Annotated in this window: 18 protein-coding genes and 3 tRNA genes; 8 read left to right on the top strand and 13 right to left on the bottom strand. The window is 71.1% G+C overall.

Translation table 11 applies throughout. From position 1 onward, the window contains the following. Positions 1–7: 7 nt before the first annotated feature. The 5 genes from HHX41_RS14780 to leuC form a co-directional block, all read right to left on the bottom strand. Entirely contained in the window at positions 8–2,023 is a 2,016-nt protein-coding gene (locus HHX41_RS14780; protein WP_182906425.1) for a SpoIIE family protein phosphatase, read from the bottom strand. 248 nt (positions 2,024–2,271) lie between these two features. Beyond that, positions 2,272–2,568: an HU family DNA-binding protein gene (locus HHX41_RS14775; RefSeq protein ID WP_142562214.1), complete on the bottom strand. Its 297-nt coding sequence runs from the start codon at positions 2,566–2,568 to the stop codon at positions 2,272–2,274. A gap of 53 nt (positions 2,569–2,621) precedes the next feature. Next, entirely contained in the window at positions 2,622–2,882 is a 261-nt protein-coding gene (locus tag HHX41_RS14770; protein ID WP_169984198.1) for a hypothetical protein, read from the bottom strand. Next, positions 2,861–3,448 carry a 3-isopropylmalate dehydratase small subunit gene (leuD, locus tag HHX41_RS14765; protein ID WP_182906424.1) on the bottom strand — a complete coding sequence of 196 codons (588 nt, stop codon included), beginning with the start codon at positions 3,446–3,448 and terminating at the stop codon, positions 2,861–2,863. Before leuD ends, HHX41_RS14770 begins: the two co-directional genes overlap by 22 nt. A 33-nt stretch (positions 3,449–3,481) precedes the next feature. Then, positions 3,482–4,867: a 3-isopropylmalate dehydratase large subunit gene (leuC, locus tag HHX41_RS14760; RefSeq protein WP_182906423.1), complete on the bottom strand. Its 1,386-nt coding sequence runs from the start codon at positions 4,865–4,867 to the stop codon at positions 3,482–3,484. Between the two features lie 136 nt (positions 4,868–5,003). On the opposite strand from leuC, the gene HHX41_RS14755 reads away from it, so the two are divergent. The 3 genes from HHX41_RS14755 to HHX41_RS14745 all read left to right on the top strand — a co-directional run bounded on the left by HHX41_RS14755 (position 5,004) and on the right by HHX41_RS14745 (position 8,286). Next, a complete protein-coding gene (locus HHX41_RS14755) occupies positions 5,004–5,720 on the top strand; it encodes an IclR family transcriptional regulator (RefSeq protein ID WP_030506070.1) in 717 nt (238 codons plus the stop codon). A gap of 37 nt (positions 5,721–5,757) precedes the next feature. Continuing rightward, on the top strand, positions 5,758–7,461 hold the full coding sequence (locus tag HHX41_RS14750) for a hypothetical protein (protein WP_169984201.1): 1,704 nt from the start codon (positions 5,758–5,760) through the stop codon (positions 7,459–7,461). Positions 7,462–7,563: 102 nt separating this feature from the next. Then, entirely contained in the window at positions 7,564–8,286 is a 723-nt protein-coding gene (locus HHX41_RS14745) for an MgtC/SapB family protein (protein ID WP_396794559.1), read from the top strand. Positions 8,287–8,310: 24 nt separating this feature from the next. On the opposite strand, the gene HHX41_RS14740 is transcribed toward HHX41_RS14745, so the two are convergent. From HHX41_RS14740 to HHX41_RS14720, 5 genes are all read right to left on the bottom strand, one after another. Then, positions 8,311–8,955 (bottom strand): TetR/AcrR family transcriptional regulator C-terminal domain-containing protein, encoded by a 645-nt coding sequence (locus HHX41_RS14740; protein WP_169984202.1) that lies wholly within the window; start codon positions 8,953–8,955, stop codon positions 8,311–8,313. After that, positions 8,952–9,740, bottom strand: coding sequence for an alpha/beta hydrolase (locus HHX41_RS14735; protein ID WP_310741993.1), 789 nt, complete (start codon positions 9,738–9,740; stop codon positions 8,952–8,954). The genes HHX41_RS14740 and HHX41_RS14735 overlap by 4 nt, the downstream gene beginning before the upstream one ends. 125 nt (positions 9,741–9,865) lie before the next feature. Then, positions 9,866–9,938 (bottom strand) — tRNA-Glu (locus tag HHX41_RS14730). Between the two features lie 13 nt (positions 9,939–9,951). After that, positions 9,952–10,024, bottom strand: a tRNA-Glu gene (locus tag HHX41_RS14725). 50 nt (positions 10,025–10,074) lie between these two features. Then, positions 10,075–10,146 (bottom strand) — tRNA-Gln (locus HHX41_RS14720). A gap of 229 nt (positions 10,147–10,375) precedes the next feature. Between HHX41_RS14720 and HHX41_RS14715 the strand changes: the two genes are divergently transcribed. After that, positions 10,376–12,358: a M3 family metallopeptidase gene (locus HHX41_RS14715; protein WP_182906421.1), complete on the top strand. Its 1,983-nt coding sequence runs from the start codon at positions 10,376–10,378 to the stop codon at positions 12,356–12,358. Positions 12,359–12,452: 94 nt separating this feature from the next. Here the strand turns inward: HHX41_RS14715 and gltX are convergent, their stop codons facing one another. Further along, complete coding sequence (gene gltX / locus HHX41_RS14710) at positions 12,453–13,826, bottom strand: glutamate--tRNA ligase (protein ID WP_182906420.1); 1,374 nt, start codon at positions 13,824–13,826, stop codon at positions 12,453–12,455. Beyond that, the gene (locus HHX41_RS14705; protein ID WP_169984206.1) at positions 13,819–14,589 is read right to left on the bottom strand and encodes a fumarylacetoacetate hydrolase family protein; all 771 of its coding nucleotides are present in this window, start codon (positions 14,587–14,589) and stop codon (positions 13,819–13,821) included. The genes gltX and HHX41_RS14705 overlap by 8 nt, the downstream gene beginning before the upstream one ends. 242 nt (positions 14,590–14,831) lie before the next feature. Between HHX41_RS14705 and HHX41_RS14700 the strand changes: the two genes are divergently transcribed. After that, the gene (locus HHX41_RS14700) at positions 14,832–15,218 is read left to right on the top strand and encodes an antibiotic biosynthesis monooxygenase (RefSeq protein WP_182906419.1); all 387 of its coding nucleotides are present in this window, start codon (positions 14,832–14,834) and stop codon (positions 15,216–15,218) included. 107 nt (positions 15,219–15,325) lie between these two features. Here the strand turns inward: HHX41_RS14700 and HHX41_RS14695 are convergent, their stop codons facing one another. Beyond that, the gene (locus tag HHX41_RS14695; RefSeq protein WP_182906418.1) at positions 15,326–15,925 is read right to left on the bottom strand and encodes a cyanamide hydratase; all 600 of its coding nucleotides are present in this window, start codon (positions 15,923–15,925) and stop codon (positions 15,326–15,328) included. Between the two features lie 111 nt (positions 15,926–16,036). Here HHX41_RS14695 and HHX41_RS14690 point away from each other — a divergent pair, with 111 nt between their 5' ends. The 3 genes from HHX41_RS14690 to HHX41_RS14680 all read left to right on the top strand — a co-directional run bounded on the left by HHX41_RS14690 (position 16,037) and on the right by HHX41_RS14680 (position 19,455). Beyond that, the gene (locus tag HHX41_RS14690) at positions 16,037–17,020 is read left to right on the top strand and encodes a GlxA family transcriptional regulator (protein WP_169984208.1); all 984 of its coding nucleotides are present in this window, start codon (positions 16,037–16,039) and stop codon (positions 17,018–17,020) included. A gap of 45 nt (positions 17,021–17,065) precedes the next feature. Then, complete coding sequence (locus HHX41_RS14685; RefSeq protein ID WP_182906417.1) at positions 17,066–17,668, top strand: cysteine hydrolase family protein; 603 nt, start codon at positions 17,066–17,068, stop codon at positions 17,666–17,668. A 116-nt stretch (positions 17,669–17,784) separates the two neighbouring features. Next, a complete protein-coding gene (locus tag HHX41_RS14680; RefSeq protein ID WP_182906416.1) occupies positions 17,785–19,455 on the top strand; it encodes a heparinase II/III family protein in 1,671 nt (556 codons plus the stop codon). Positions 19,456–19,493 lie beyond the last annotated feature (38 nt).

Here is a 19,493-nt window from a genome sequence, read left to right as displayed (position 1 = left end):
CCGGGGATCACGAGACATCGCCCGGCGACGGCACTCGCAGCGCGATCACGGCGACGTCGTCCTCGCCCGTCACGGGCATCCCGGTGAGCAGTTCGTCGCAGAACCGGCCCAGGGGTTCGCGGGCGAGCGCCTCCGCGCACCGCCGCAGCCGTTCGAGCCCGTCGCCGAGATCCTCTCCCCGCCGCTCGACGAGGCCGTCGGTGTAGAGCAGCAGGGTGCTGCGCGGCGGCAACGGCTCCACGGCGCTGATCCACGGCCGCCCGTGGTACAGGCCGAGGAGGGGATTGCCCGCGTCCCTGAGGAAGCGGCCCTGTCCGTCGCCGGTCACCAGCAACGGCGGCGGGTGCCCGGCCGCCGAGTACACCAGCCGCCACCTGCCGTCGCCGGCTCTTTCGAGGCGGGTCAGGACGCAGGTCGCCGTGCTCTCGCCGTCAAGGGTCTCCAGGGCGCCGTTCAGCCGCCGCAGGACGTCCGCCGGGGACTCGAGTTCGCGGTCGACGGCGAGCGCCCGCAGCAGGTTGCGCACCTGGCTCATCGACACGGCCGCGGCGAGGTCGTGCCCGGCCACGTCTCCGATGACCAGATTGACGGCGCCGCACGACAGCACGAACGCGTCGTACCAGTCCCCGCCGATCTCGGCGGCGGTCGGGCTCGCCTGGTAGCGGGCGGCGAGCTCCAGACCGGGGACGTGGGGCGGCTCGGCCAGCAGGCTGTGCTGCAGGGCCAGCGCCACCCGCTGGGTACGGCGGAAGCGCAGAGCGTTGCTGATCGCGTCGTGCGCGTGATCGACCATCTCCCGCATCAGTTCGACGTCGTCCGGCGCGATCGGCGGGCGATCCCCGCAGGCAGCGGCCACGACCACGGCCGCCACCTCGCCTTGGACGACGATCGGCAGAAGGGCCAGGTTGTGCGCCCCGCTCTCGGCCATCCACGTTCTGACGGGCTCGGGGCAGGGGAACGGAGGGCAGCCCGGGGGGAACGACATGTGGACCGGGCGGCGCCGCCGTACCGCGCGCACGAGCGCGCCGGTGGGGAGGTGATACTCCTTGCGCCGCGTCGGCAGCCTCCGCAAGCCCACACGGACGGCGGCGGCGATGCGCTCGGTGACGACCGGCGCGTGCGGGAACCCACCGCTCGACTCGGGACGCAGGTACACGTCGCACGAGTCGGCGAGCTCAGGCACGATCACGTCGGCGAGCGCCTGGCACATCTCCTCCAGGTTGGTGATGTCGGTCGCCGCGGCCGCGACCCGGTCCAGCAGCCGGCGGCGCCGTTCCTCCTGCCACTCCTGCTCGACGTCGGCGGAGGCGCCCACCCACTCCACCACCCCGCCGTTCTCGTACACGGGCACGGCCCGGAAGCGGATGTGCCGGTAGACGCCGTCCGGGCTCGCGACGCGGAAGACCTGCTCCCAGATCGGGGTCGCCAGTTCGGTGGCCCGGACCCAGGCGTCCAGGGCCCTCTCGCGGTCCTCGGGATGCAGGGCGTGCAGCCAGCCGTACCCGCGGCTCTCCTCCAGCGTCTGACCCGACAGGCGCTGCCAGCCCTGGCTCACCTCCCTGACCTCGCCCTCCGGGCCGGTCACCCACACCATGTGCGCGTCCACCCACAACATGCTCTGGTAGCGGCGCTGGAGGCGGCACAGCTCCTTCTCCATCACGCGGATCCGCTCCGGGGCGAGGACCTGCGCCGTGACCTCCTGGACCACGGCCAGCAGCCCGCCCTCGCCGCCCTCAAGGGCGATCCCGGAGAGGCTCACCCGGAAGAGGCGCTCGCATGGGCCGCCGCTCCGGTCCACGGTCACGGAGACCTCGTCGAGGCGCACGGTCTTCCCCGTGCTCCTGACCTCGTCGAGCACGGCGAGGGTCTCCTGCCCGAGGACGTCGCGAAGGCCCTCCCGGACCGGCACACCGATCGGCCGGTCCCCGAGCATCGCCTGAAAGGCGTCGTTCGTGTAGAGCAGCCGATGGTCTTCCCCATGGGTCACCAGGACTCCGGCCGGCGCCTGGTCGAACACGTCCATCGGGACGCGACTGATCTCATGGTTGTGGCCGACTTGCACCGCATCTTCCCCCGGTCGAACCGTATGCACGCGATCGGTGGGTCCCCCGCATTCGCCCCCCTTGACTCGCTCACCTGAAAGAGTACACACGTTTGCGCAGGTCAAAGGCAGGGTCCGCGGGCTCTCACACGGCAGGCGGCAGCGGGCCGGGAAACGACGAACGGCGCCCGGGGGCTCCGAGCGCCGTCCACTGGTACCGGTGGGGCCGGCTACTTCTTCTTGGCAGCCTTGCCACCAGCGTTGACCTGCTCCTTGAAATCCGCGCCGGGGCGGAACCTCGGCGCCCAGCTCTCCTCCACCTTGATCGGATCGCCGGTGGAAGGGTTGCGGGCCGTACGGGCCGGCTTGTGCACCATCTCGAAGGCGCCGAAGCCGGTGATCGAGACCTTGTCACCGCTCGCGACAGCGCTCTGGATGGCGTCGAGGACGGCGTTGACGGCCTCGGTAGCCGTCTTCTTGTCACCGACGCGATCTGTGATCGCGTCGACGAGCTCTTTCTTGTTCATTTCGGTTTCCTCCCCCTTACGCGCTTGAAATTAGGGGACGAGGTCGCGGGACTTCAATCACCGGGGGGCATGTTTCGCCTGCTCGGCGTGTCGAATGTGCCGTCCAGATAGGCGATGAAGGCGTCCAGCCGGGCGGCCGCATGGGCTATGTCCCGCTTTGCCACGTCACAGATAGCAAGCAGCCGTCGCGCCAGGCGGGCCTGCTCCTCCTGTGGTAAGGCTAACGCTCTGACGCGGCGATGCGCATCACGCAGTCGCCGCGCCAGCAGCTCATCTCCGGTCTGAGGTTCGTTCAGACGGTCGTCGGCAGCCATGGCTGCCGTCCATTCTCGTACTCCTCGACGGCGTCCGCGTGACGCAGGGTCAGCCCGATGTCGTCGAGACCCTCGATCAGCCGCCAGCGGGTGTAGTCGTCGATCTCGAACGGGACGACCAGGTCGCCCGCGCACACCTGGCGTTCCACCAGGTCCACGGTGATCTCGCTCTTCGGATCCGCCTCGGCCGCGTCCTGCAGGCGCTTGACGACGTCCTCGGGCAGGATGACCGGCAGCAGGCCCATCTTCGTGGAGTTGTTGCGGAAGATGTCGCCGAAGCGCGAGGCGATCACGACGCGGAAGCCGTACTGCTGCAGGGCCCAGACGGCGTGCTCACGCGAGGAGCCGGTGCCGAAGTCCGGGCCGGACACCAGGATCGTGGCGCCCTCGTACGCGGGGTCGTTGAGCACGAACGACGGGTCCTCGCGCCAGGCGGCGAACAGGCCCTTCTCGAAGCCCGTACGGCTGACCTGCTTGAGCCAGACCGCCGGGATGATCTGGTCGGTGTCCACGTTGCTGCGGCGCAGCGGCACGGCCCGGCCTGTGTGAGTGGTGAACGCTTCCATGATGGTCTCTTCCTGGGACTGAGGCGGGCGGGGTCAGAGCTCGGCGGGGGCGGTCAGCCGGCCGGTCACCGCGGTCGCGGCCGCCACCTGCGGCGACACGAGATGGGTGCGCCCGCCCTTGCCCTGGCGGCCCTCGAAGTTGCGGTTGGAGGTCGAGGCGCTGCGCTCGCCCGGCTTCAGCGTGTCGGGGTTCATGCCCAGGCACATCGAGCAGCCGGCCTCGCGCCACTCGGCCCCGGCCGCCTTGAAGACCTCGTGCAGGCCCTCCTCCTCGGCCGCCTTCTTGACCCCCATGGAGCCCGGGACGATCAGCGTACGGGTGACGACCGTGCGGCCCCGCAGGATCTCGGCGGCGGCGCGCAGGTCCTCGATGCGGCCGTTGGTGCAGGAGCCGACGAAGACGGTGTCCACCTGGATGTCACGCAGCGGCGTGCCCGCGGTCAGGCCCATGTACTCCAGCGCCCGCTCGGCGGCGGCCCGCTCGACCGGGTCGGCGAACTGCTCGGGCGACGGCACGGCGGAGCCCAGCGGCGCCCCCTGACCCGGGTTGGTGCCCCAGGTGACGAACGGCGTGAGGGCCGTGGCGTCGATCTCCACGACCTTGTCGAACTCGGCGTCGTCGTCGGTGCGCAGCGTCTTCCAGTACTCCACGGCGCGGTCCCAGGCCTCCCCCGTGGGCGCGTGGGGACGGCCGCGCAGGTACTCGAACGTGGTCTCGTCCGGGGCGATCATGCCCGCCCGGGCGCCGGCCTCGATCGACATGTTGCAGACGGTCATGCGGCCCTCCATGGAGAGCTTGCGCACGGCCTCGCCGCGGTACTCGACGATGTAGCCCTGGCCGCCGCCGGTGCCGATCTTCGCGATGATCGCCAGAATCAGGTCCTTGGCGGTCACGCCGACCGGCAGCTCGCCCTTGACCTCGATGGCCATCGTCTTGGGGCGGTAGGCGGGCAGCGTCTGGGTGGCCAGCACGTGCTCGACCTCGGAGGTCCCGATGCCGAACGCGATGGCGCCGAACGCCCCGTGGGTCGAGGTGTGCGAGTCGCCGCAGACGATCGTCATGCCGGGCTGGGTCAGCCCGAACTGCGGGCCGATGATGTGCACCACGCCCTGACCGGCGTCGCCCATCGGGTGCAGGCGGATGCCGAACTCCGCGGCGTTCTTGCGCAGCGTCTCGACCTGCGTGCGGGACACCGGGTCGGAGATCGGCCCGAGCACGGTCGGGACGTTGTGGTCCTCGGTCGCGATCGTGAGGTCGGGGCGGCGCACGGTGCGGCCGGCCATGCGCAGGCCGTCGAAGGCCTGCGGGCTGGTCACCTCGTGGATGAGGTGCAGGTCGATGTAGAGCAGGTCGGGCTCGCCGTCGGCACGGCGTACGACGTGCTGCTCCCAGACTTTCTCAGCCAGTGTGCGACCCATGGTGTGACGCCTCCTCGCGTTCAGCCCCCGGTCGCGTCTCTCATGATGAGACGGAGATATCGGGATATGGACACTGTATATGGTGAATCCCAACATTGCGTTTGCATCTCGTATGCCGAGACGGCAGTATCGGGGTATGGACAACTCTAGCGGGGTCGGAGTACTCGACAAGGCGGTTCTCGTACTCAACGCCCTGGAGGCGGGCCCCGCTTCCCTGGCACAGCTCGTCCAGGCGACCGGCCTGGCCAGGCCGACGGCCCACCGGCTGGCCGTCGCGCTGGAGCACCACCGCATCGTCTCCCGCGACACGCAGGGCCGGTTCATCCTCGGGCCCCGCCTGTCGGAACTGTCCACGGCGGCGGGCGAGGACCGGCTGCTGGCCGTCGCCGGCCCGGTGCTCACCCATCTTCGCGACCTCACCGGAGAGAGCGCTCAACTTTACCGGCGCCAGGGAGACGAGCGGGTCTGCGTGGCCGCCGCCGAGCGAGCCAGCGGGCTGCGCGACACCGTGCCCGTCGGCTCCGCGCTGCCCATGACCGCGGGGTCCGCCGCGCAGATTCTGCTCGCCTGGGAGGAGCCGGACCGGCTGCACCGCGGCCTGCGCGGCGCCAAGTTCACCGCCGCCACGCTCGCGAGCGTACGCAGGAGGGGCTGGGCCCACAGCGTGGGAGAGCGCGAGCAGGGCGTGGCGAGCGTCTCAGCGCCCATCCGAGGCGCCGGCGGCAAGGTGATCGCCGCGGTCTCCGTGTCGGGCCCCATAGAGCGGCTCACCCGTACGCCCGGCCGGATGCACGCCGCCCCCGTCGTCGCTGCCGCCGAGCGGATAACCGAAGCCATGCGACGCGCGAACTGATTGGAGTGCGGTGTCCCGAAAGCCCTAGGCTGGCGGGGTGACAGACCGCATCGAGGCAGCCGCCGCTGAACTGCGTCCCCTGCTCCAAGAATTCATCCTCTGGGCGCCGGACAACGCACCCGGCAGCGACCCCGATCTCGTGGGCCCCGTCGCCCTGTGGCATCGCCTGATCGCCCGCACCGACGTCGGACTGTGGAAACACGGCGACCTGCGCACGGTCCTGCTGGAGCGCATGCCCCAGGTGGTCGAGGACCCCGACGCCGCGGCCGACGGCATGATCCCCGCGGTCCGGGCGTACCTGACGTTCCTGTCGTCCACCGGCCGGCTCTCGCCGGGCTCGGACTCCCTGGAGACCCTGCTCGCCGAGCTGGACGAGGTCGAGGACGACTTCGTGGACGCGATGGAGGACACCATCGCCGAACGCGACTGGGACGAGGAGGAGGACGAGCTCGACGAGGACGAGTCCGACGAGGGCCTCGGCGACTTCGAGCCGTTCGCCGACGAGATCGCCGCCCTGCCCACGATCCGGCTGCGGCCCGACACCGAGCTGGCCGAGGCGGCCCGCCGGGTGACGCTCATCGCGCAGGCCCGCGACCTGGCGCTGTGGGTCGGCACCGGCCGCAAGGTGGGCGAGGAGACCCTGCTCACCGACAGCGAGGTGGACGAGGCGGTGCGCGCGGTCGGCCTGCCCGACGCGCGCAACATCTGGAACCTGTGGAACCTCGCGATCGACCTGGAGTTCCTCGCCCCCGACGGCGACGACACGGTCAGCGTGGACTCCGACACCGAGGCCTGGCCCTTCGAGGACGACGACGACGTCCTGGACGCCTGGATGCTCGGCCTCCACTCGCTCGACTACGGCGACCCGGAGCTCGACGACGACGACCTCACGCTGGCCCTGTCCGGCCTCACCCGCGCGCTGCTGATCCGCGTGCTGCTGGCCGGCGGCACGCGGGGGGTGCCGGAACTGCGCGAGGAGCTGGCCGAGGCCGCGGCGGAGTACGACGACCTGGGCGCCGACGCCTGGGCCGCGGCCGGCGACCCGCTCGCCTCCGTGCTCGCCTGGCTGACCGGGTACGGCATGGCCACCGTCGAGGCAGACGCGGTGACCCTGACGCCGCTCGGCATGGAGGGCCTCGTCCACCTGCTCGACGACGAGGACATCGAGATCGACGCCCGGCCCGCGATCGACGCCATGACCGCGCTCGACCTGCTGTCGTTCAGCGCCGACATGTCCGAGGAGGAGGCCGACGAGGAGTTCGCCGCCTGGCTCGCGCTGCGCGACCCGGCGCGAGCCGCCTCCGAGCTGCTCGAAGCCGCCGCCGAGGAGGAGTCTGACGCCCTCGTGCGGGTGCAGGCCGCCAGCCTGGTGGGCTCGCTGGGTGAGGCCGCCGTCCCGGCCTGGCAGGAGGCGCTGAAGGAGCCCTCGCTGCGGCCGTACGCCGCGACGCACCTGACCCAGATGGACGTCGAGGACGCTCCGGAGCCGACCCAGGCGGACACCCACTGGCTGATCCTCGACATGTGGACGATCTCCGCCGGGCTCGGCCGGCCGGAGTTCGTGTCCAGCCTGCACGACATCGGCCCGGCGCAGACGCTCATCGGGCTGCTCGACGTGATCTGGAAGGTCCACCACCCCCACATCGAGGAACTGCTGGACCTCATCGGCGAGACCCATCCGGACAAGCAGGTGGTCAAGGCCGCCAAGCGGGCGCTGTTCAAGGCGCGGTCGGGACGCTAGCGGTCCCCGCTCGGGCCGGGACGGCGGCGTCCGTCCCGGCCTCGCCGCCGTTGAGGTCGCGACAGGATGACCGGCTCGGGCACGCGGACTTAGTCTGGTCGCGTGACGCCGATCTCACTGGTGGTGAGCCCCGGAGCGGGGTGGCAGCAGATCGCGGACCTCGCCATCGCGCTCGTGCTGTCGGCGGCCATCGGGCTGGAGCGGGAGATCCGGCAGAAGAGCGCCGGGTTGCGCACGCACACGCTCGTGGGGTTCGGCGCCGCGCTGTTCATGCTCGTGTCCAAGTACGGCTTCGCGGACGTCCTCGGCGAGAACGTGCAGCTCGATCCGTCGCGGGTGGCGGCACAGATCGTGTCCGGCATCGGGTTCATCGGCGGCGGGCTGATCTTCGTGCGCCGGGACGCGGTCAAGGGTCTGACCACCGCGGCCGCCGTCTGGCTGACGGCGGGCGTCGGAATGGCCGCCGGGGCCGGCCTGTGGCTCCTGGCGCTCATGGCCACTGTGGGGAACTTCCTCGTGATGTTCGGCCTCACCCCGCTCGCCACCCGGCTCCCCCGCTCGAAGTACGCGCAGTCACGGCTGCGCCTGGCGTACGTGGACGGCCGGGGCGTCCTGCGGCAGGTGCTGGCCGAGTGCACCGGCCGCCGTTTCGTGGTCAACGAGCTCTCGCTGGAGCAGCCCGGCGGGGGACAGGAGACCCGTACGGTGTCGGTGACCCTGGTGATCCACGGCCCCGGCTCGGTCGTGGACCTCACGAGCAGGCTGGCCGAGATGGAGGGCGTGCTCACCATCTCCTGCGACGATGCCAACGTCCAGCACTTCTAGGCGGCAGGCGCCGTCCGCGGCGGGTCAGCGGACAAGACGCTCGAAGCCGTCCAGCAGGGCCGTCAGCCCCATTTCGAAGTGGTCGCCGCGCCCGGCCCCGTCCGCGCCCAGCGCGAGGAGGTTGTAGCCGGGAGAGCCCGGAGCGGGCTTCCTGCTGCGCCGCAGCCCGCCCAGCTGTGCGGCGGTGAGGGCGAGCACGTGCCCCACGGTGAACTCCTGGACGCACCGGACCGCCTGGACCGCCAGCACCGGTGTGAAGCCGGCGTCGCACAGGACGGCGATGGCCCGGTCGCCGCAGGAGATCGCCGCCGCCGACCGCACGGGACGGGTCGCGAAGATCGTCACGGCGTGCGGGTGCCGCAGCAGAGCGTGCCGCATCCGGCGGGCCGTCTCCGCCGCCAGTTCGCGCCACGACGCCTCCCACGGCAGGGAGTCCACGCCGAGCTCGTCGAACAGCGCCTCGGCGATGCCGTCGAACAGCGCCTCCTGGTCGGAGAAGTAGCGGTAGACGGCCATGGCGTCGACGCCGAGCTCGGCGCCGAGCTTGCGCATCGAGAACTTGTCCAGTCCCGCCCGGTCGATGAGGGCGAGCGCGACGGCGACGATGTAGGCGTGGCTCAGGGTCGGCCGCACCGGCCTGCCCTCCACCGTGCCGCCCGTGTCGGTCATGGGGAAAACCCGTCCAGGATCTCGGTCAACGTGCGGACGAACTCGTCGGGCGTCTCCTGGTAGGGGACGTGCCCTCCCGGGAACTCCTCGCATCGTACGCCGACCAGCTCGCCGAGGACGTGCGCGGGCCGACGGCAGAGGCGTCCCACGCTGTCCCTTCCGGTGGCCGGGCACCAGGGCACCGCAGCCCGGCGCAACGCGGCCAGGTCGGGTTCGTACTCGTCGCCGGAGGCGGGCAGCTCCACCCGCAGCATCCGACGGGTGTTGCCGAGGAGACGCTCCATGCCGCCGGGCTCCCCGCCCCGCACCCGTCGTACGACCGGCAGGACGGCCATGCCCGCCCGAAGGGCCCCGGCGGCGGCGAACCACCCCGCCGGGGACAGGAGGAACGCGGGCGTCCGGGGCATGGTCATGGCCGCGAAGGCCACCCAGCCGCGCATCAGGCCCTTACGGGCGACGCGCTGGAGCCGGCGGATGCTCTCGCCCTCCGGGCCGCCCGTGATGATCGCCCCGGCGCTGCTGCCGAAGACGTACGCGCGCTCGACGCCGTAGTGGCCGAGCACGGCGACGGCGTCGTCCGCGTGCTCGGCCACGGATGTGGGCGTGGCCGGATCGGCGAGCCGGCTGCGCGAGTTGCCCCGCCGGTCGTAGCTGATGACGGTGAAACGGCGGGACAGCGGCGCGACGACCGCCTCGTACATGCCAGCGTCGCCTCCCCCTCCCGGGACGAGGAGGAGAGCCGGCCCCTCCCCCGCGCTTTCGGTGTACAGCCTGGCACCCGGCACGGACCCGCGAAACGGCCGTCCAGAGGAGGCGAATGTGAGAGAGGAGTGTGCCCATGAGCAGGGCGCGGCGTCCCCGTAACGGCGAAAACCCCCGGCACGGGGAGTACCGAGGGTTTTCGATGATGTAGCCCCGACCGGATTCGAACCGGCGCTACCGCCTTGAGAGGGCGGCGTCCTAGGCCACTAGACGACGGAGCCGTGTGCAGTGAAGTAGTCCCGAGCGGATTCGAACCGCCGTTACCGCCTTGAGAGGGCGGCGTCCTAGGCCACTAGACGACGGGACCTTGCACTGTGCACTGCGCTGTTTCCAGCAGAATCCCTTGGGGGGATCCAGCTGGGGTACCAGGACTCGAACCTAGACTAACGGAGCCAGAATCCGTCGGGCTGCCAATTACCCCATACCCCATCTGCTTGCGGGGGCCTCGCGGCTCCCGCTTGCGACTCCGAAAGGATAGCCCAGCTTGCGACCCACTACCAAAACGATTGCGGCGCGCCCCCCGATCTCGTGATCCGATCCTCCGCTCGAAGGGGTCCGAGCCCCCTGTCCGAGGGGTCCGGTCCTCCTGTGCGGAAGGGCATGGCCCTTCTGTGCGAGGCTGGGACAAACGCCAGCACCACGTGAGGAGTCGCCAGAGATGACCTCGGCCGCGAACCCCTTCCTCAGTCCGAGCACCCTGCCCTACGGGCTGCCTCCCTTCCAGGAGATCGGGGAGGAGCACTACGCGCCGGCGTTCGAGCAGGGCATGGCCGAGCACCTCGCGGAGGTCGAGGCGATCGCGGAGAACCCCGACCCTCCGACGTTCGAGAACACGATCGAGGCGCTGGAGAAGTCCGGTGCTCTCCTCGACCGGGTGTCCGCGGTGTTCTTCAACCAGGCGTCCTCCGACACGACGCCCGGCGTCCAGGAGATCCAGAAGGACGTCACGCCGAAGCTCGCCAAGCACGCCGACGCGATCCACCTCAACGCGAAGCTGTTCGCCCGTATCCAGGCGGTCGAGGCGGCCGACGACGAGCAGCGGTGGCTGCTGAAGCGCTACCTCACCGACTTCACCCGTGCGGGCGCCACGCTGGGCCCGCAGGACCAGGCCCGGCTCAGGGAGATCAACGAAAGGCTGTCGGCCCTGGGAACGGCCTTCCAGCAGAACCTGCTCGCCGACACCAACGAGCGGGCCGTGGTGGTCGAGGACGTGGCCGAGCTCGACGGGCTGTCGCAGGACGCGATCCAGGCGCTCGCCGACCAGGCCAGGGAACGCGGGCTGGACGGCAGGTATCTGATCTCGCTGGTCCTGCCCACCGGGCAGCCGGCCCTGGCCGAGCTGACCAACCGGTCCCTGCGTGAGCGGATCCACCGCGCCTCGGTCGGGCGGGGCGCGGCCAACGGGGAGCTGATCAAGGAGTTGGCGGTGCTGCGCCGGGAGCGCGCGCGGCTGCTCGGCTACGAGAACCACGCGGAGTACGTCCTGGCCGACCAGACGGCGGGCACCACCCGGGCGGTCACCGAGATGCTCGACCGGCTCGTGCCGCCGGCCGTGGCGAACGCGCGCAAGGAGCAGGCGGACCTGGAGGAGATCGCCGGGCACCCGATCCAGCCGTGGGACTGGGCGTTCTACTCCGAGAAGGTGCGCAAGGCCCGCTACGACATCGACAGCCGGCGCATGCGGCCGTACTTCGAGCTGAGCACGGTGCTGGAGAAGGGCGTCTTCAACGCGGCGATGCGCCTGTACGGCGTCACCTTCCACGAGCGCCCCGACCTGTACGGCTACCACCCCGAGGTGCGGGTCTTCGAGGTGCGCGACGAGGACGGCTCCCCGCTGGGCCTGTTCCTCGGCGACTTCCACGCCAGGGCCTCCAAGCGGGGCGGGGCGTGGATGAACAGCCTCGTTAAGCAGTCGGGCCTGGAGGGCACCAGGCCGGTCGTGGTCAACAACCTCAACATCGTCAAGGGCGAGCCGACCCTGATGACGTTCGACGAGGTCAACACGATGTTCCACGAGTTCGGGCACGCGCTGCACGGGTTGTTCTCCGACGTGCGCTACCCCCGGTTCTCCGGGACGGCCGTGCCGCGCGACTTCGTCGAGTACCCCTCCCAGGTGAACGAGATGTGGGCGGTCCACCCGGAGATCCTGGCCGAGTACGCCAGGCACCACGAGACGGGCGAGCCGATGCCGCAGGACCTCGTCGACCGGATGCTGGAGACGCAGAAGTTCAACCAGGGCTTCGCCACGCTGGAGTACCTCGCCGCCACCCTGCTCGACTGGGCCTGGCACACGGCGTACGACGGCGAGGAGGACGTGGAGGAGTTCGAGAGGCGGGCGCTGCGGGAGGCGGGGGTGGACCTGGCCGCCGTCCCGCCGCGCTACCGCACCACGTATTTCGCCCATATCTGGGCGGGCGGCTACAGCGCCGGCTACTACTCCTACATCTGGAGCGAGGTCCTCGACGCCGACACCGTCGAGTGGTTCAACGAGAACGGCGGGCTGCGCCGGGAGAACGGCGACACCTTCCGCCGGGCCCTGCTGTCGCGGGGCGGCAGCGTGGACTCGATGACGGCCTTCCGGGACTTCCGGGGCCGGGACCCGGAGATCACCCCGCTGCTGGACCGCCGCGGCCTCCTGTAGAGACGCGGACGGCGCCGGGGCCCCCTTCAGGGGACTCCCGGCGCCGTCGGCCCTCACATGCCTCTGCGCGCCCGCCGTGGGGCGCCCTGACGGGTCAGGAAGCCTCGGACAGCCGGGCGAGAGCCGTACGGAGCCGGTCGAGCGAGCGCTCGCGGCCGAGCACCTCGATCGACTCGAACAGCGGCAGGCCCACGGTCCTGCCGGTGATCGCCACGCGGACGGGCGCCTGCGCCTTGCCGAGCTTGAGCCCGTGGGCGAGGCCGACCTCCTCCAGGGCGGTCTTGAGCGAGTCGGGGTCCCAGCTGACCGTCTCCAGTCGCTCGGCGTACCCGGCCAGGATCTCGGCCGCCCCCGGCTTCATCGCCTTGTCCCAGGACGCCTGGTCGAAGACGGGCTCGTCCAGGAACAGGAAGTCGACGTTGGCGGTGACCTCCGACAGCACGGCGACCCGCGTCTGCACCAGGTCGGCCACGCGGGCGAACACCGAGCGGTCCCAGGACGGGTCGAGCCACGGCTCGCAGCGGGAGACGAACACCTCGCGGGGCAGCGCCCGGATGTACTCGCCGTTGAAGGCCCGCAGCTTCTTCTCGTCGAAGAAGGCCGGCGCCTGGTTCACGTCCTCGAGCCGGAACAGCGGCATCATCTCCGACCACGGCATGATCTCCCGGTCGTCGCCGGGCCCCCAGCCGAGCAGCATGAGGTAGTTGACCATCGCCTCGGCGAGGTAGCCCTCGTCGCGGTACGACTCCAGGGCGACCTTGTCGCGGCGCTTGGACAGCTTCTGCCGCTTCTCGTTGACGATGACGGGCACATGGGCCCAGACCGGCGGTTCGGCGCCCAGCGCCTTCCACAGGAGCTGCTGCTTGGGTGTGTTCGACAGGTGCTCCTCGGCGCGGACCACGTGGTCGATCCGCATCTCCATGTCGTCGACGACGTTGGCGAGGATGAACAGCGGCGAGCCGTCCCCGCGGACGATGACGAAGTCCTCCATCGCCGAGTTGGGGAACTCCACCCGTCCGCGGACCTTGTCGTCCACGACCGTCACGCCCTCGTCGGGCGTACGGAACCGCACGGCGCCCTCGGTGAGGCCGAGGTCGCGGCAGTGGCCGTCGTAGCCCTGGTGCTCGGAGCCGGTCCTGGCCTTCACGTCGTCGCGCGTGCAGGTGCAGTGGTAGGCCTTGCCGTCCTTGAGCAGCTTGGCCGCGGCCTCGCGGTGCTGCTGCTCGTAGGCGGACTGGAAGTACGGCCCCTCGAAGTGCGGCGAGCCGCCGTTGATGCCGATCCAGGCGAGGGCCGAGATGATGCCCTCGGTCCACTCGGGCCGGTTGCGTGCCGCGTCCGTGTCCTCGATGCGCAGCACGAACGTGCCGCCGGACTGCTCGGCGATCGCCCAGTTGAACAGCGCCGAACGGGCGCCGCCGACGTGGAACATGCCGGTGGGCGAAGGGGCGAAGCGCACCCTAGTCACGTGAGATCACCCGGTTAGTGAGAGTTCCGATTCCTTCGATGGAGACGCCGACCTCGTCGCCCACGGACATCGGGCCCACCCCGGCGGGCGTGCCGGTCAGGATGACGTCGCCGGGCAGCAGGGTCATGACCGCGCTCACGTACGCGACGAGCGCGGGGATGTCGTGCAGCAGGAGGGAGGTGCGGGCGCTCTGCCTGACCTCGCCGTTGAGCGTGGTGGTGATCGCCAGGTCGGCCGGGTCGAGCTCGGTCTCGATCCAGGGACCGAGCGGGCAGAACGTGTCGAAGCCCTTGGCCCTGGTCCACTGGCCGTCCCTGGCCTGCAGGTCGCGTGCGGTGACGTCGTTGGCGCAGGTGTAGCCGAAGATGACGTCGCCCGCGCGTTCGGCGGGGACGTCACGGCACAGCCGGCCGATCACCACGGCCAGCTCGCCTTCGTAGTCGACCCGCTCCGACAGCTTCGCCGGGTACGCGATCGCCTCCGAGGGACCGATCACGGTCGTGTTGGGCTTGAGGAACACGACCGGCTCCGCCGGGGGCTCGCCGCCCATCTCCCTGGCGTGGTCGGCGTAGTTCTTGCCGATGGCGATGATCTTGCTGGGCAACATGGGGGCGACCAGGCGGACCTCGGCCACCGGGAACCGCTCACCGGTGAACTCCACCCCGTGGAAGGGGTGCCCGCCGATCCGGGCGATGACCTGCCCGCCGTCTTCCACCACGCCGAAGGCGACCTGGTCGCCCATCGAGAACCTCGCGATACGCACGTCACGAGCCTAGTGCCGCGACCGCCAAGGTTTGCCAGAAGGAGCGGTGTCCAGAGTGGTGCATCGCAAGGCGGAGGAGGAGCTCGTAGCGGAGCTACGAGCGACGACGAGAACGCGGCGAGGTGCCGCTCTGGGCGACGCGACGGGCAAACATGGGCGGGAGGGGCACGAAGTGGGGTACGCACCCTGGGCGTACTTAAGGTGGTCTGGTAACAGGGGAAGTCGAGCGTACGGGAGTCGATGTGCCTTCGGTCGTGAAGATCAACGTGCTGACGGTGCCCGAGGAGTTGCGGCGCGAACTGGAGAAGCGGTTCGCCAACCGGGCCGGGATGGTCGAGTCGGCCGACGGGTTCGAGTGGTTCGAGCTGTTGCGGCCGGTGGAGGGCAGCGACCGCTACCTCGTCTACACGCGGTGGCGGAGCGAGGAGGACTTCCGGCGCTGGCAGGAGAGCCGGGCGTTCCAGTCGGGGCACGCGCAGGCCGCCGCCGAGGCCGGCGCACAGGGCCACGGCCACGGGCAGGGTCATGGCCACGGGCAGGGTCATGGCCACGGGCAGGGCCCGGCCGCGACCGACTCCGAGCTGTGGTCGTTCGAGGTCGTGGAGAGCACCGGGCCCAAGCAGGACTGAGGAGGCGGCGCCTCGACCGCGCCGCACCGGACGCCGCACCGTCCGCCGGTCGTACGGCAACCGGGCGGGGATCGTCCGCACCGAAATGGGATCGAGGCGGCCCCCGGTCAGACGTCGAGCGGGTTCGCGGCGATCCGGCCGGCGATGCCGCCGGCGACGGAGTCGGCGGCGGCGCAGCCCGGCTTGCGCCGCGCCTGCTCCTCGAAGGCGGCGAGGAACTCCGCGCCGAAGCCGAGCCGGGGAAAGCGGGCGAGCACGGCGGCCCGGTCGTGCGCGGAGAACTCCTCGGGCCGCTGCCCCGACACGTCCCACGACGTGGCCACCTGCAGCAGGTGCGACTCGGGGTCCTCGGTCGCGGCGACCGGGTCGCGCATGTGGACCACGATGATCTTCTCGGCCCGCGCGCATCTGTCCGGCGACCACCCGGCCGCCGTGCAGAAGACCCAGGCGAGGCGTCCTCCCGCGTCCTCGAACGGCACCTCGTGGCTGTCGAAGGTCTCGGTCAGCCCGATGTCGTGGAGCAGGGAGGACACGTAGTACAGCTCGTCGTCGAAGCCGATCCCGTGCGCCCCGGCGTACCCGGCGCCCCACAGGTACGACCTGATCGAGTGGTTGAGCAGCGCGGGTGAGCAGAACCGGGCGGCGACGGCCAGCGCGGCCGCCGCGGCGGGGGTCTGCGGGAACGTCTCGGGAAACGGAGCCGGCATGGCCCCAGGCTGGCAGAGCGGGCCTGCCTGGCGCGAGCGGCCGTACGGCCACTTCCCGCACGATTCGGGCCACGGGCGGCTCCGATGGCCGGGGCAAATAGCATTCCGGCCATGACGTTCCACCGGGTGGCGGTCGTGCTGTTCGACCGGACCCCGATGTTCGAGTCCGCGGTGCCGATCTCGGTCTTCGGGGAGGACCGGCCCGGCCTGCCGCCCTTCGACGTACGGGTGGTCGGCGGGGACGGCGGCTCCGAGGTGCGGACGAACGCCGGGGTCCGCCTGGCGACGCCGCACGGGCTGGACGCGGTGGCGGGATCCGACCTGGTGATCGTGCCGACCTACCGCCGTCCGCCGGACGAGCCGCCGCCCGTTCCCGCCCTGGACGCGCTGCGGGCCGCCCACGAGCGCGGCGCGATCGTCGCGGGGCTGTGCCTGGGCACGTTCGTGCTGGCCGCCGCGGGGCTGCTGGGGAACCGGGCCGCGAGCACCCACTGGGCGTACGCCGGGCTGCTCGCCCGCCTCCACCCGGACGTGTCGGTGCGCGCGGACGACCTCTACGTGGACGAGGGCAGGATCCTCACCAGCGCGGGCAGCGCGGGCGGCATCGACCTGTGCCTGCACCTGGTGCGCAGGGAGTTCGGCGCGGACGCGGCGACCGCGATCGCCCGCCGGATGGTCGTCGCGCCTCATCGGTCGGGCGGCCAGGCCCAGTTCGTCGAACATCCCGTGCCGGGCCCCGCCGCGGGCGACCCGCTGGGCGCGGCGCTGGGCGCGACACTGGACTGGGCGGTGCGCCACCTCGACCGGCCGCTCGGCGCGGACGCGCTGGCGGCCCGCGCGCTCATGAGCCGCCGCACGTTCGACCGGCGGTTCCGTGAGGCGACCGGTACCTCCCCGGCCCGCTGGCTGCTGCACCAGCGGGTGCTGCACGCACAGCGGCTGCTGGAGACGAGCGACCTGCCGGTCGAGCAGGTCGCCCGGCGCTGCGGCTTCGCCTCCGCCGTCGCGCTGCGCCCGCACTTCCGGCGACTGGTCGGCGTCTCCCCCGCCGCCTACCGCCAGTCGTTCGGCTGGAATCCCTCGGTGGATGGCTGAGGCCGCTCTCACACCCGTACGGCCGGCCACGCCACCCTCGGATCCATGAACCGAGCGCTGATCGTCGTCGACGTCCAGAACGAGTACTTCACCGGCGCCCTGCCCATCGCCCATCCGCCCCGGGAGGAGAGCCTGGCGGCGATCCTGCGGGCGATGGACGCCGCGGAGCGGCACGGCATCCCGGTGATCGTGGTGCGGCACACCGCCCCCGCCGCCTCACCGCTGTTCGCGGAAGGCTCGCACGGCTGGGAACTGCGCGAGGAGGTCGCGGCCCGGCCGTACGCGCACCTGGTGGACAAGACCAAGGCGTCGGCCTTCCACGGGACCGGCCTGGCCGGGAGACTCGACGGGATCGACACGGTCGCGATCGCGGGCTACATGACCCAGAACTGCGACGAGTCGACCGCCAGGGACGCCTTCCACCTCGGCTTCGCGGTCGAGTTCCTGTCCGACGCCACCGGGACCGTGCCGCTGGCGAACGCCGCCGGCGCCCTGTCCGCCCGGCGGGTGCACGAGAACGTCCTGGTCGTCATGCAGTCGAACTTCGCCGCGGTGACCACCACCGGCGCGTGGATCGACGCCGTGGCGGCCGGAGTCCCGCTCGCCCGTCCGAGCCTCTGGGAGAGCACCGCGCCCGCCCGCGCCTGACGGAACCGGCAGGGCCATTTGTGAGCAGTTGTGCAGTTGTGACCGAAGCAGCTTGACCAGATCGCCAGAATTCGGACAGCATGAGCCGCCCCAATTCGATCTCGGAAGGAACCGGCGTGCTCCGCCGCCTCTCAGCCCTCTCCCTGGCAGCGGTCCTCCCGCTGACCGTGCTCGCCGCGGCCACGCCCGCCCAGGCGCAGGCCCCACACCGTACGCCGGAGTGCCAGGGGGACTGGCTGCCCGCTACCCCTACCTCCGGCGACGTCATGAGCGGCAAGCTGTCCTTCCTCGGCCTGCCCGCCGTCACGGTGGGCAAGAACGTCGACTGGCGCATGGACCCGTACAAGAACAGGTCCTGGCAGATGGTGTTCCAGTCGCTGCGGTGGATGGGCCGGCTCGTGGCCGACTACGAGTCGACCGGCGAGAAGGACTACCTCGGCCGGGCCGAGGAGATCGCCAGGGACTGGGTCGCCGACAACCCGTACGGCGGGCGCACGACCAGCCCGTACGCCTGGGCCGAGCACCCGATCGCGCTGCGCGCCCCGGCCCTGGTGTGCCTGAGCAGGTATGTGAAGGCCGGCTGGCTGAAGAACAGCCTGGCCCTGCACGCCAAGCTGCTGTCCGACCCCAAGCACTACGAGCTCGGCCACAACCACGGGCTCGACCAGGACATCGGCCTGCTGCGCATCGGCTGCCGCTACGGGAACCCGAAGTGGAAGAACCTCGCCGTGCGCCGCATGGTCAAGTCGATGAAGCTCGACATCGACGGGCAGGGCGCGCTGCGCGAGCAGGCGCCGCGCTACGCCATCTACGTGCACGACCGGCTCAGGGTGGCGGTCGACACGATCAAGGACTGCGAGATGAAGGTCCCGGCGGCGCTGGCCACCCGCTGGGAGAGCCTGCCGCGGCACATCAGCGCCGCCACCCAGCCCAACGGCTACATGGTGCCGATCGGCGACGGGCCCGCCGACGTCCAGCCGGCCGCCTTCGACCACGCCAAGTCGACCGTGCAGGTCTTCGACGCCGGATACGTCTTCGGCCGCACGGCCTGGGACGACCCCAAGTCGGCCTACTACTCGATCCGCTTCGGACCCGCGTTGAAGTTCCACGGCCACGAGGACCACATGGGCGTCACCTACTACGCCCAGGGCCGCTCGATCCTCACCGAGGCGGGCTTCCACTCGTACGAGAACACGCCGTACCGGCGGTGGACGCTGAGCCCGGAGGCCCACAACGTGCCGGTGATCGTGGGCAGGAAGTTCCGCGGGCACACTCCCACCGCGCTGGTGGGCGAGTCCGTGCGCAAGGACCGGCAGACGTTCACCTTCACCGACAATGCGTACGGCGTGCAACGCAAGCGGTCGGTGCTGGTCAACCACCGCGAGGACGTGCTGGCGGTACTCGACAGCGGCGGCGGGAAGCTCCGCAACCTGTGGCACCTCGCCCCCGGGCTGAAGGTCGTGTCCAACTCGGGCGGGCGGATCGTGGTGGCCGACGGCGGGTGGAAGGCGTCGATCGTCCAGTTCGCGATGCCGTCCTGCGAGGCCGTCGGCGGCCAGCGAGTGGTGAGCGGGCAGACCTCGCCCTACCAGGGCTGGGTCTCGCCGGGCTACATGCGCAAGGAGCCGGCCCCGGCGATCGTCTCGCCCGTGGCGGGGTCGTTGCTGACCGTGGTGGTTCCGGGAACCGACCGGCCGGAGGTCACCTGCTCAGGACGCACGCTGATCGTTCACACCCCGGCCGGATCGGTCACGCTGCGCGCGAGCTCCTCCGGCACGCTGTCGTAGGTCACGACCTGGCCTCCTCCCCCGACAGGAGACCGGCG

This window comes from Microbispora sp. H13382, from assembly GCF_014161445.1.
GTDB lineage: Bacteria > Actinomycetota > Actinomycetes > Streptosporangiales > Streptosporangiaceae > Microbispora.
This window is presented reverse-complemented; position numbering and strand designations above follow the sequence as displayed.

Coding starts and splice junctions, on each gene's coding strand:
- HHX41_RS14780 (WP_182906425.1), bottom strand. CDS start 2,023: ATGGACGTGTTCGACCAGGCGCCGGCCGGAGTCCTGGTGACCCATGGG.
- HHX41_RS14775 (WP_142562214.1), bottom strand. CDS start 2,568: ATGAACAAGAAAGAGCTCGTCGACGCGATCACAGATCGCGTCGGTGAC.
- HHX41_RS14770 (WP_169984198.1), bottom strand. CDS start 2,882: ATGGCTGCCGACGACCGTCTGAACGAACCTCAGACCGGAGATGAGCTG.
- leuD (WP_182906424.1), bottom strand. CDS start 3,448: ATGGAAGCGTTCACCACTCACACAGGCCGGGCCGTGCCGCTGCGCCGC.
- leuC (WP_182906423.1), bottom strand. CDS start 4,867: ATGGGTCGCACACTGGCTGAGAAAGTCTGGGAGCAGCACGTCGTACGC.
- HHX41_RS14755 (WP_030506070.1), top strand. CDS start 5,004: ATGGACAACTCTAGCGGGGTCGGAGTACTCGACAAGGCGGTTCTCGTA.
- HHX41_RS14740 (WP_169984202.1), bottom strand. CDS start 8,955: ATGACCGACACGGGCGGCACGGTGGAGGGCAGGCCGGTGCGGCCGACC.
- HHX41_RS14715 (WP_182906421.1), top strand. CDS start 10,376: ATGACCTCGGCCGCGAACCCCTTCCTCAGTCCGAGCACCCTGCCCTAC.
- HHX41_RS14695 (WP_182906418.1), bottom strand. CDS start 15,925: ATGCCGGCTCCGTTTCCCGAGACGTTCCCGCAGACCCCCGCCGCGGCG.
- HHX41_RS14690 (WP_169984208.1), top strand. CDS start 16,037: ATGACGTTCCACCGGGTGGCGGTCGTGCTGTTCGACCGGACCCCGATG.
- HHX41_RS14685 (WP_182906417.1), top strand. CDS start 17,066: ATGAACCGAGCGCTGATCGTCGTCGACGTCCAGAACGAGTACTTCACC.